General features: G+C 66.5%; 12 protein-coding genes. 8 read left to right on the top strand and 4 right to left on the bottom strand.

Going from position 1 to position 11426, the window contains the following annotated elements; genetic code table 11:
• The first annotated feature begins 103 nt into the window (after window positions 1-103).
• From VDP74_RS08400 to VDP74_RS08390, 3 genes are all read left to right on the top strand, one after another.
• On the top strand, window positions 104-877 hold the full coding sequence (locus tag VDP74_RS08400) for a hypothetical protein (protein WP_322999173.1): 774 nt from the start codon (window positions 104-106) through the stop codon (window positions 875-877).
• Between the two features lie 146 nt (window positions 878-1023).
• Window positions 1024-1401, top strand: coding sequence for a DUF3597 domain-containing protein (locus VDP74_RS08395; RefSeq protein ID WP_322999172.1), 378 nt, complete (start codon window positions 1024-1026; stop codon window positions 1399-1401).
• A gap of 73 nt (window positions 1402-1474) precedes the next feature.
• Window positions 1475-1738 (top strand): DUF937 domain-containing protein, encoded by a 264-nt coding sequence (locus VDP74_RS08390; protein ID WP_322999171.1) that lies wholly within the window; start codon window positions 1475-1477, stop codon window positions 1736-1738.
• A gap of 29 nt (window positions 1739-1767) precedes the next feature.
• On the opposite strand, the gene VDP74_RS08385 is transcribed toward VDP74_RS08390, so the two are convergent.
• The 4 genes from VDP74_RS08385 to VDP74_RS08370 all read right to left on the bottom strand — a co-directional run bounded on the left by VDP74_RS08385 (window position 1768) and on the right by VDP74_RS08370 (window position 5714).
• Window positions 1768-2043, bottom strand: a complete 276-nt coding sequence (locus VDP74_RS08385; RefSeq protein ID WP_322999193.1) for a BrnA antitoxin family protein — start codon at window positions 2041-2043, stop codon at window positions 1768-1770.
• The gene (locus VDP74_RS08380; RefSeq protein ID WP_322999170.1) at window positions 2024-2296 is read right to left on the bottom strand and encodes a BrnT family toxin; all 273 of its coding nucleotides are present in this window, start codon (window positions 2294-2296) and stop codon (window positions 2024-2026) included. Before VDP74_RS08380 ends, VDP74_RS08385 begins: the two co-directional genes overlap by 20 nt.
• 151 nt (window positions 2297-2447) lie before the next feature.
• The gene (locus VDP74_RS08375) at window positions 2448-4751 is read right to left on the bottom strand and encodes a TonB-dependent siderophore receptor (RefSeq protein ID WP_322999169.1); all 2304 of its coding nucleotides are present in this window, start codon (window positions 4749-4751) and stop codon (window positions 2448-2450) included.
• 102 nt (window positions 4752-4853) lie between these two features.
• Window positions 4854-5714 (bottom strand): alpha/beta hydrolase, encoded by an 861-nt coding sequence (locus tag VDP74_RS08370; protein WP_322999168.1) that lies wholly within the window; start codon window positions 5712-5714, stop codon window positions 4854-4856.
• Between the two features lie 54 nt (window positions 5715-5768).
• On the opposite strand from VDP74_RS08370, the gene VDP74_RS08365 reads away from it, so the two are divergent.
• The 5 genes from VDP74_RS08365 to VDP74_RS08345 all read left to right on the top strand — a co-directional run bounded on the left by VDP74_RS08365 (window position 5769) and on the right by VDP74_RS08345 (window position 11412).
• Window positions 5769-6824, top strand: coding sequence for an iron ABC transporter permease (locus tag VDP74_RS08365; RefSeq protein ID WP_322999167.1), 1056 nt, complete (start codon window positions 5769-5771; stop codon window positions 6822-6824).
• 19 nt (window positions 6825-6843) lie between these two features.
• Complete coding sequence (locus VDP74_RS08360; protein ID WP_322999166.1) at window positions 6844-7626, top strand: ABC transporter ATP-binding protein; 783 nt, start codon at window positions 6844-6846, stop codon at window positions 7624-7626.
• A 36-nt stretch (window positions 7627-7662) separates the two neighbouring features.
• Entirely contained in the window at window positions 7663-8874 is a 1212-nt protein-coding gene (locus tag VDP74_RS08355) for an ABC transporter substrate-binding protein (RefSeq protein ID WP_322999165.1), read from the top strand.
• Window positions 8875-8896: 22 nt separating this feature from the next.
• Window positions 8897-9640, top strand: coding sequence for a hypothetical protein (locus VDP74_RS08350; protein WP_322999164.1), 744 nt, complete (start codon window positions 8897-8899; stop codon window positions 9638-9640).
• Between the two features lie 89 nt (window positions 9641-9729).
• Window positions 9730-11412, top strand: coding sequence for a (2,3-dihydroxybenzoyl)adenylate synthase (locus VDP74_RS08345; protein WP_322999163.1), 1683 nt, complete (start codon window positions 9730-9732; stop codon window positions 11410-11412).
• Window positions 11413-11426: the final 14 nt, after the last annotated feature.

Genomic DNA, 11426 nt, shown 5'->3' with positions numbered 1-11426 from the left:
ATGTCTTCCACGTCATGTTGCATGGCGGCGGGTCCACGCGCAAGACCTCTATAATCCAAGGTCCTGACGGATACGTCGACCGGAAACGGCCTCGACACACATCATGGCCCGCCTTCCACGCCTGTATGCTCCTCGCGTCCCGCAACTGGCGCAGGCCCGCTTCGCCCGGCCGCTGGCGCCCGCCGACGCGCCCGCGCCGGGGGCAGCCCTGGACCGGATCGCCAGCTGGCTGGCCGAAGAGGCTCGCGCATCCGCCCGCCCCCCAGGCATTCCGCCCCCTGAACCGCCCCCCTCCGATGCCGCGCCGTCGACATCCACCGGCCTGGCAGCCGTTGCCATCCATGCCTGGGCCATCCTGCCCGATCGGATCACGCTGCTGGCCACGCCCGGCGATGCGCAGGCTCTGCCCCGCCTGATGCAGGCCCTGGGGCGGCGCATGGGATCGGGCCTGCTGCGCACGCGGGTATACGCGGGCCGCTATCACAATGCGCTGCTGGAACCGGGCCGCTGGGTGCTGCCCGCCATGATCTGGGTGGAATCGCTGGCGGCCGGCACCGGTCACGTATCCACCGCCACCCAGTGGCCCTGGTCGTCGGCGGCTGAACATGCCGGGCAGGCAGCCAGCGCAGCCGGCACCACGGGCTGGCTGCTGGATCACCCCGACTATTGGCGCGAGGGTGACACGCCCTTCGCCCGACAGGCGGCCTGGCGCAAACGCCTGGCTGCAGGCCTGGCCGAATCGCAAGCACATCAGATCGAAACAGCCCTGCACGGGCAATGGGCGCTGGGGGAAAAAATCTTCCTGACGCACCTGGGGCGCCTGGCATCCCGGCGCGTCAGCCCGGCCCCCCGGGGGCGGCCCAGGAAGACGGTCTAGGCGCGCCGCGCTGGCCGACCCGAGGCGGCCCCACGCAGAATCTTGCCTTGGCACGCCGTCAAATACTGTCAAGAAACCGCCCGTTCCCTCCTGATGATGGTTCAATGCGCTGACAATTCGTTCACTGAAACATCAAGGAGATCGTCATGGGTCTGTTCAGCACCATTCTCGAAAAACTGGGCTTCGGCGGCGCACAGGCCGCCCCGGCGCCTGACGCTGCGGCTTCAAGCTCCCCGACGGCTACGGCCAGCCCCGCGATTTCCGTCGTGGACGTCGTGGGCCAACTGGAACAGAAAGCCGCCGCCAACGCCCAGAAACTGAACTGGAAGACGTCCATCGTCGACCTGATGAAGCTGCTGGACATGGACAGCAGCCTGGGCGCACGCAAGGAACTGGCGACCGAACTGGGCTGCCCGGCAGACAAGATGGGGGATTCCGCGCAAATGAACATGTGGCTGCACAAGACCGTGCTGGCCCGCCTGGCGGAAAACGGCGGCAACGTGCCGGCCGACCTCCTGGACTGAACCTCATCCTGCGGGCTGCGCAGCGCACAGGTCCGCCCGCAGGGACCGCCATCCGCGTCAAGGGAGATCTCTCATGCAACTCACCGACATCCTCGCCCAGGCCGGCGGGCTGGAATCCCTGGCCCGCCAGCTCGGCATCAGCGAAACTCAGGCCACCAGCGGTGCCCAGGCACTGTTGCCCGCCGTGATGGGCGGCTTCCAGAAGCAGGCGCAGAACACGGGCGGACTCGGTGGCCTGCTCGGCAGCCTGAATTCGATGCTCGACGCGAATGGCGACGGCAATGCCCTGGACGACATCCTGCGCATGGCGGGCAAGGCGGGCTCGCGCCAAGCGTAGGCAAGGCAGAAAGCCGCCCAAGGGGCGGTCTAGGCGCGGTGCGTCTTCAGCCAGTTCTTCAAGACGGCATCCACCCGCGCCTGCCAGCCCGGCCCTGTCGCCCGGAAGCCATCCACGACTTCAGGCGACAGACGAATTGTGATCATTTTCTTGACCGGCATCTTCTGCGGTCCCCGCCGGCGTATGCCCATTGCCTCCTGCAAATCGGCGGGCAGCACATCGGCAGCAGGCCGCGCCCGCGCAAAATCCGCTTCGCCCCATTCCGGGTTGTCGGAATCCAATAATTCAGGATCTGGTTTTTTCATATTGGGCAACCTCACGCGCATTGGCCTTGCGCAGGCTGATGACTCGCAACCTGACGCCCCGTATCGTGAAAATCAGCACATACAAACGTCCCTGGATCGGCCCCATCGCTCGAAAACGCGACTCCGCATAATTCCGGCGAACGTCCGCAACAACCAGAGCCTCACGCCAATCCAGATGCCGCGCAAGTTCGAACGACAAGCCGCGATCAACAACGTTTTGAGCGTTTTTGACAGGGTCGTATTCGATCTCCATGATGGGCCGCTTCCATGTAAATTGTAAATACGATCAAATGATGGCGCAAGATGATGGAATCCTGCCGTCGAATTTGACGCGCCCCATGGTAAAAGTCCCACGCCCCTCGGGAAAGGGGACATGGGACTTTTGTGTCGTAGCCAGCGGCCGATCAGAATGAGCTAGTCACTTCCATGAAGAAGGAACGGCCGGGCTGGTTGTAGGTGTAGGCGCCGGCGCCGTAGATGTAGTTGGCATTGTCCATGTTGACGCCGATCGCGTTCCCCCGGCGGAAGATGCGCTTGTCGAACACATTGTCCACGCCGGCCGTCACGCGCAGGTGCTTGTTGACCCTGTACTGCGCGCTCAGGCCGAATAGAGCATAGGGCGGGACCTTGTCCGTGGCGCTGCCTGTCAGGGGCTGGCCGTAGTAGTCGTACGTCGGCCCTTCCTGCTCACCATACACGGTCGCCTTGGCGCGCAGGGACCAGGCCGGCGTCACGGCCCAGTCCAGCGTGCTATTGATCGTATATTCGGGAATGGTGGACAGGTGCTCGCCCGTCTCCTTGTTCTCCGATTCGATCATGTAGGTAAAGTTGGTCGACCACAGCCAGTCCTGCGCGAAAGGCCAGGTCAGGTTGCCTTCGATGCCCTGCACGACGGCGCGGGGAATGTTTTCCCATTGGAAGACGTTCTGCTTGAGCTTGGTGCTCCCGACGAAAGAATCGATAGCGGTGCGTCCCGCCTCAATCTTGTCACGGTAATCATTGTGAAAATAGGTCAGGCTGGCGCCCAGCCCGTCCGGGCTGCGGAATTCGACGCCCAGTTCCTTGTTAATGCTGGTTTCCGCCTTCAGATCCGGGTTCCCCAGCAGGAAGCAGCCTTCCGTGCCCCCCGGCGCATTGCCCCAGCAGCCATTGCCCGCGCTGTACAACAGATATCCGGCATTGCTCTGGTACAGGTTAGGTGCCTTGTACGCCCGGGCGATTCCGGCCTTCACCGTCCACTGGTCGTTGACCATGTAGGACAGATTCAATGACGGACTCCAGTTGCTGCCCTGGATGCTGTGACGGTCGAAGCGCAGGCCGGGCGTCACGGTCCAGCGGTCGCCGACGTACAGATTGTCTTCGGCGAATACGGAATAGATGTTGGCATGCGCCTTGGGGTTGTACGCGAAGGGCACCTTGGGCATCTTGGCGCTCGGACTGTTTCGCGCGGCCAGATCCGATGCCTGGTCCTCCAGATCCTGGCGCACCCATTCCAGACCGAAGGTCCCCATCTGGTCGATGCCGCCCCAGTTCAGGCGCCGGTTCAGTTCGGTATGGGCGGTCAGCGTGCGCAGATCAATGTCGCCGTAACCGCCGTCTTTGACCTTGGGATTGGTCGGATCGTTGAACGCGCCTTCGGTACCGCCGGCCAGGCCTTCCAGCAGACGGGTATTGCGGCTCTGTTCATACTGCAGATAGCTCAGCGTATGCGTGTCCGCATTCCAATCGCCATTGTGAGTAATGGAGTAGGCCTGACGATAGACGCGATTCGTCTCGCCGCCCAGTTCACGCTTCACCATGTCATTGGTGTTGGTGTTCTGCGTGTCGCCCACATAGATGTTGCCCTGACGCCCGTAGCCGGCCTCGAAGTCGATCTTGTGACCTGCGGCGGGCTTCCAGCTCAGCACGCCATTGACGTCACGACTCTTGAAGCCTTCTCGACCGGCGGGGAAGGTCCCCTTGTTGCTACCCCCGCGTAAGGAAGCATGGTCCTGGTTGATGTCGTACGCATCCCCCTGGAAATTCGCGGCGCTGCCCGTCAGGCGGAAGTCCAGGCTGTCGGAGATCGGGCCGGCCAGGCTGAAGGTGGTGCGGCCGGTCGAGCCCTCGTCGCTGTGTTCGGGCAGATTGCCATAGACCGAGACGGAGCCGGTCAGCTTGTCCGAGGCGGGCTTGGTGATGATGTTCACCACGCCGCCGGCCGCGCCGTTGCCGTAGCGGGCGGCGGCCGGGCCGCGCAGGACCTCGATGCGTTCGATCTGCTCGGGCGGCACCCAGTTGGTGTCGCCGCGCGTGTCGCGTTCGCCGCGCCAGCCGAAGCGCACCGACCCGCGCGAGGACACGGGCTTGCCGTCGATCAGGATCAGGGTGTTTTCCGGGCCCATGCCGCGGATGTCGATCTGGCGGTTGTTGCCGCGTTGGCCGCTGGCCGCGTTGCCGGTCAGGTTGACGCCCGGCATGGTGCGGATGATTTCCGACACGTCCGTGGCGGGCGGGGATTTCTGGATGTCGGCCGCCGTGATAATGGACGCGCCCGGGGTCTGCTTCAGTTCCTGTTCGGCCTTGACGACGACGCGATCGAGCTGCGTCACGTCGCTGATGGTCGGGGCGACGGCGGATTGCGCCTGGGCCGCCGAGCCAAGCAGCCCCAGAGACAAACACAGGCCCAGGGACGGCAGCGCGCGACCGGGATAATTGGAGAGCGGCATGGAAGATTCCTTGTATTGCAAATGAGAATTATCAAGATCCCGCGAAATATAAACGACAATCGTTCTCATTTGCAACACAAAATATCGCCAGCCTGATTCAGATCAAGCGCCCCCACCCTCCAGCAGCCACCGCCACCCTTCCATCAGCGCATCCTGCGGCGCCGTCCGGTGGAGATGCCCCGGCAGCACGGCATGGCGTAGCCGCAGGCCGGGGCAGGCAGCCAGGTCCCCCGCCAGCGCCCGCACGCCGTCGACCATGGCGCGGCGCTGGCGTTTGAGCAACTGCTGCTCGCGCTCTTCCGCGCGCAGGCTCATTTCGGCGGGACTGAGACTTTGCTCATACTGCCCCACCGTCAGGGAAACGCCCAGATCCGGCAGCCCCTGCCGGGCCAGCCAGGGCAGGCGCCGATGCACCAGGCGCCGCGCATAGCCCCGCCCCCACCACACCGAAGGGCTGGACAGCACGTAGCCGTCAAAGGCCTGCGGTCGATGCAGCAGGACGTAGAGGGCGAACATCGCCCCCAGCGAATGCCCGGCCAGTACCTGGCGACGCGGATCCAGCCGGAAATCGGCGGCCGTCCGGACGCGAACCTGGTCCAGCACGCGCAACCATCGCGCAGCCCCGGCCTGCGTGTCTGTCGGCTGCGGGCCGGGGGCGAGAAACCCCGCCGGGCCGGCCTGATGCCTCTCGGTCGAATCGCCACGGGAGTATGCCGCCGCCCAGCCCTGCGGCGGGTAGTCCCAGACCCGCTGGGCCGGCATCTGCGGCCCCAGCCCGACCAGGATGCCGGGCAGCCCACCCGCGCCGGCAGCCCGGCACATCGTCTCGAACTGGCCGATGTCCAGCACATAGGCCACCGGCCAGCCGCCCGGCGGCATCAGCCCGGGCGGCACGGCCAGCCGCACAGCGCAGCGACGGCCGTCCGCCAGGGGTAACGCGTACTCGGAAACGGTTGTCGTCATGACGGGGCCATCATTGATCCTCTATACTGGCGAGATTGTAAACGTTTCTCATTCATGAACTCAGCCCAAGCCGCCCTTTCCCCCACCCTGCAAAAATATCGTCACCTGCAGCGCCGCCGCTGGCTGCTGGTGACGATCCTGGGGCTGGTCATCCTGACGTCGGTCCTGGCCGACTTCATGCTGGGGCCATCCGGCCTGGGGTGGGCCGAACTCAGTCACGCCCTGTTCCAGCCCGCGCAAGCCGACCCGACCACCCGCGTGATCGTCTGGGACATCCGGCTGCCCTACGCACTGATGGCGGTGGCCGTGGGCCTGGCCCTGGGCCTGGCGGGCGGCGAGATGCAGACCATCCTGAACAACCCGCTGGCCAGCCCCTTCACGCTGGGGATCTCGTCGGCCGCCGCCTTCGGCGCCTCGCTGGCCATTGTGCTGGGGCTGTCCCTGCCCGGCGTGCCGCAATCCTGGATGGTGGCGGCCAATGCCTTCGTCTTCGCCCTGGTGTCCGCCCTGCTGCTGGACCTGGTCGCCCGCTGGGGGGCCATGAGCACCTCCGGCCTGATCCTGTTCGGCATCGCGCTGGTGTTTTCCTTCAACGCCGCCGTGTCCCTGGTGCAGTTCGTGGCCAGCGCCGAGGCCCTGCAAGGCCTGGTGTTCTGGACCATGGGCAGCCTGTCCCGGTCATCCTGGCCGAAACTGGGCGTTCTGCTGCTGGTGATCGCCCTGCTGCTGCCGCTGTCGCTGCGCGACACCTGGAAGCTGACCGCGCTGCGCCTGGGCGAGGACCGGGCCGCCAGCTTCGGCATCGACGTGCCGCGCCTGCGGCTGACGGCGCTGCTGCGCATCAGCATCCTGGCAGCGCTGGCCGTCTCCTTTGTCGGCACCATCGGATTCGTCGGCCTGATCGCCCCCCACATCGCTCGGCGCCTGTTCGGCGAGGACCACCGCTTCTACCTGCCGGGCAGCGCCCTGGTGGGCGGCACGATCCTGTCGCTGGCTTCAATCGCATCGAAGAACATCGTGCCAGGCATCATCGTGCCGGTGGGGATCGTGACCTCGCTGGTCGGCGTCCCGTTTTTCCTGTCCGTCGTCCTGCGCCGGCAGGTGAAATGAACTTGAACATCCCCTGACCATGCTGCAGATCCAGGACCTCTCCGTCGCCTACGGCCGCCACGCCGTCATCCGCCAGCTGACAGCCGGCCCGCTGGCCCCCGGCCGGGTGGTGTCCCTGCTGGGACCCAATGGCAGCGGCAAATCCACGCTGCTCAAGGCCATCGCCGGGCTGCTCAAATCCCACGGCCAGGTGCTGCTGGACGGCCAGGACCTGACGCGCCTGTCCTTCGAGCAGCGCGCCCAGCAGGTCGTCTACCTGCCCCAGTCCCTGCCCGCTTCGGTGCACCTGCGGGTCTTCGAATCCGTGCTGGTGGCAGCCCGGGCGTCGGACCTGTCGCCCCAGGCGCAGGACGCCAGCCCCCAGCGCATCCTGGACGTGCTGTCGCGGCTGGGCATCGAACACCTGGCCATGCACTACCTGGACGAGCTGTCCGGCGGCCAGAAGCAGCTGGTCGGGCTGGCCCAGGCCCTGATCCGCACCCCGCGCCTGCTGCTGCTGGACGAACCGCTGTCGGCTCTGGACCTGAACTATCAATGCCACGTGATGGACCTGTTGCGCCAGGAAACGCGGCAACATGGACTGACGACCCTGATCGTGCTGCACGACCTGAACATCGCCCTGCAGCGCAGCGACGAGGTGCTGCTGATCCAGGAAGGCGAGCTGGTCGGCCACGGCAGCCCCGATGCCGTCATCACCTCTGATTCCCTGGCCCGGGTCTACCAGGTCAATGCCCGCGTGGAAACCTGCTCGCACGGTCTGCGCCATGTGCTGATCGACGGGCTCTGCCAGCCCGCTGCCTGATCCTCAAAACCCCTTATTCCCGAAAAGCCCGCCACCATGTCTTCCCTGGATTTCCGCCACACGGCTGCTTTGGTCCGCGATCACGCTCGCCCCGGAAGGCCCACTGCCTCGCGGTCGGCGAGCCCCCGCTCCGTGCTGGCGGCGCTGCTGCTGATGCTGCTGTCGGCCCTGTTCGCCGCCCCCGCTGGCGCCACGCCCATCACGGTCACGGACATCCTTGGCCGCTCCGTCACCCTGCCGGGGCCGGCGCAGCGCGTGGTCCTGGCCCAGGCCCGGCACTTCCAGGTGCTGTCTCTGCTGACGCCCGACCCAGCCGCGATCCTGGCGGGCTGGTCCGACGAATTCAGGACCTCCTTCGCCCCGGATTACCGCGCTGCGCTGAAACGGTTCCCCCGCCTGGCGGACGTGCCCGTCGTGGGACGCCACACCGCAGAATCGTTCTCGGTCGAACGCACGCTGGGGCTGCGCCCGGACCTGGTGGTGATGACGGCGTCCTTTGCCGGCCTGATCCAGGGCCAGGCGGCCGACGACTCACCGATCATCCGGCGCCTGGACGCGGCCGGCGTGCCGGTCATCGTCATCGACTTCTTCATGCGCCCCATGGAGAACACGGTGCCCAGCCTGCGCGCACTGGGCGCGGCCATCGGCCGCGAAGACCAGGCCGAACGCTTCATCCGCTTCTACCAGCAGCACATGCAGGCCATCGCGCAACGGCTGGCCGACCTGCCCGACGACCAGCGTCCGCCGGTCTTCGTGCACGCGCATGCGGGCGTCACGGACTGCTGCAACTCGCCGGGCGCGGGGACCTTCAACGAGATGGTCCAGTACGCCGGCGGGCACAACATCGGCGCCGACGTGCTGAAAACCGCCACCGGCAAGCTGAATTTCGAATACATCAACGCGCGCGCGCCACAGGTGTACGTGGCGACCGGCACCGGATCCAACGCCAGCAGCGGACTGGCCATCGGCGCAGGGGTCACCCAGGCCGATGCCCGCGCCAGCCTGCGGCGCCTGATCCAGGCAAACCGCCTGGATGCCCTGCCCGCCGTACGGTCCGGCAACAGCCACGGCATCTGGCACGCCTTCAACGACTCGCCCCTGCACGTGGTTTTCATCGAGGCCCTGGCGCACTGGATCCATCCAGGGCGCTTCGCCGACGTGGACCCTGCCCGGACCCTGGAGGAGATCAACCGCCGGTTCCTGGCCGTGCCCCTGGACGGCACCTACCTGGTGAACCTGAAGCCCTGACGGACGGTCGAGCGGAACCGCCATGACGGCCCCCCGGATCATCGCCCTGCGCGGCCTGCCCGACGAGGACCAGGCGCGACGCCTGCGGCGCGACCTGCCGGATGCGGAATGGCACCGGATCGCCCGCCTGCGCCGACCGCAGGATCGCCTGCGCAGTCTGCTGGGCCGGGCGCTGGCGCGCCGCCTGCTGGCCCAGTACCTGGGCCTGGCACCCGCGCAGGTCCCGCTGATGGTCGGCCCGCACGGCAAACCTCTGCTGGCGGCCAAACCCGGCACTGCTCCGGCCTGGCATTTCAGCATCGCCCACAGCGGCGACCAGGTGCTGGCGGCCTTCGGCCCGCAGGCGTTGGGAGTGGACGTGGAAACCTGTCCCGTCCAAGTGGACAACGCGCTGTTTCGCCTGACTACAGGTCGGGACCCGCACCCGGTCGAAATCACCGGAGACGATGATCGCGCGGGAAGGAAAACGGGAATGCCGGCGCCCGACGCCCAGGCATTCTGCGCCGAATGGGTCTGCCGGGAAGCCGTGCTGAAGGCCTGCGGCCTGGGCCTGCTGATCGAACCCGGGCGGCTGCGCCTGCAGCCCGGCGGCCAGGGCTGGCATCAAGTCACGGAACCGCCCGAGACCAGCGGCCAGCACGTCCGACTGCTCTGGGCGTCCCCTGTGCACTGCGCCGCCCTGTGCCTGCCGGCCCCACAAGACGATTGGCAATTGACGCGGCTGGACCTGGATGCCTGGCTGAACGGCCTGGATGCAGCGTCCTGAATCAATCGCCGGCCCCGATTTTCAGGCAGGCGCTGGACCAGAATCCTGAATTTTCTCTATACTCACAAAATATAATCATTCTCATTATCATGAGCATCAACAATCCGGCATCGCCCATCCCAACCCAGATCTGGCCGTCCGCATTCGCCGAACGCTACCGGGCAGCAGGCCATTGGCGCAATGAAACCTTCGGCGCCTGGCTGCGGGAACGCGCAACCAGCTACCCGGATACCGTCGCCGTGACTGGCGGCGAACAGCGCTGGACCTACGCGGAACTGGACCGCCGGGCATCCAATCTGGCAGCAGGCTTTCTGCAGTCGGGCCTGCAACGCGGTGACCGGGTGCTGGTGCACCTGCCCAACACCCCCGATTTCATCGGCGTAGTCATGGGCCTGTTCCGGGCCGGACTGATCCCCGTATACGCGCTGCCGGCGCACCGCATCGCGGAAATCGCGCACTTCGCCCAAGGGTCCGGGGCGCGGGCCTACGTCGCCACCGCCACGCATGCGGGCTTTGACTACCGGGTGCTGGCCGGCGAACTGCGCAGCCGCTGCCCCGCCATCGAGCAGGTCTGGATCAGTGGCGATGCCGGGGCATTCACTGCGCTGGAACCCCTGTATGCCGTCGATGGCAGCGCCCTGCCCGCCACGGTGTCGCAAGGATCCGACGTAGCCTTCCTGCAGATCTCCGGCGGCAGCACGGGCCTGTCGAAACTGATCCCCCGCACGCACGACGACTACATCTGCACGCTGCGCGAATCGGCTCGCATCTGCGGCCTGGGGCCGGAATCCGTGTTCCTGGGCGCCTTGCCCATCGCGCACAACTTCCCCATGAGTTCACCCGGTTTCCTGGGCACCCTGTACGCGGGCGGCCGCGTGGTGCTCAGCCTCTCGCCCGATCCCCAATCCGCCTTTGCGCTGATCGAACGCGAAGGCGTCACCGTGACCAGCCTGGTGCCGCCGCTGCTGCTGCAGTGGCTGGACCTGGCCCCGACGACGCCTCACGACCTGGGCAGCCTGCAGGTCATTCAGGTCGGCGGCGCGAAACTGTCGGCGGAAATCGCCCGCCGCGTGCGCCCGGTGCTGGGTGCGACGCTGCAGCAGGTCTTCGGTATGGCCGAAGGCCTGGTCAACTACACACGACTGGACGATCCGGACGACCTGATCATCCACACGCAAGGCCGCCCGATCAGCCCCGACGACGAGATCCTGATCCTGGACGACGACGGCCATCCCGTGGCGCCCGGCCAGGCCGGCCACCTGCTGACGCGCGGCCCCTACACGATCCGCGCCTACCACGACAACCCCTCGGCCAACGCCCGGTCGTTCACGGAAGACGGCTACTACCGCACCGGAGACGTCGTGCGCATGACGCCCGAAGGCTACCTGGAGGTCCAGGGCCGGGCGGGCGACCACATCAACCGGGCGGGGGAGAAGATCTCCGCCGAGGAAATCGAGGACCACCTGCTGTCGCATCCCCAGGTCTTCGACGCCGCCGTCGTGTCCGTGCCGGACGAATACCTGGGCGAACGCAGCTGCGCCTTCATCATCCCCAAAGGCGACAGGCCACGCCCGGCCGATCTGAAGAAATGGATACGCGGACGCGGTATCGCCGACTTCAAGGTCCCTGACCAGATCGTGTTCGTCACGCAGTTCGCCGCCACCGCCGCCCTGAAGATCAGCCGCAAGGCGCTGCGCGCGGACCTGCGCGCCCAGTTGCTGGCGCAGCAGGCCGCCGCCACGCCGCCGCTTGCTGCGCCGCTTTCCGAATAATCACCTTTCCTGTC

The organism is Castellaniella sp., from assembly GCF_034674885.1.
Lineage (GTDB): Bacteria > Pseudomonadota > Gammaproteobacteria > Burkholderiales > Burkholderiaceae_B > Castellaniella.
Note: the sequence above shows the minus strand (reverse complement) of the source record. Positions and strands in the feature narration are given on the sequence as shown.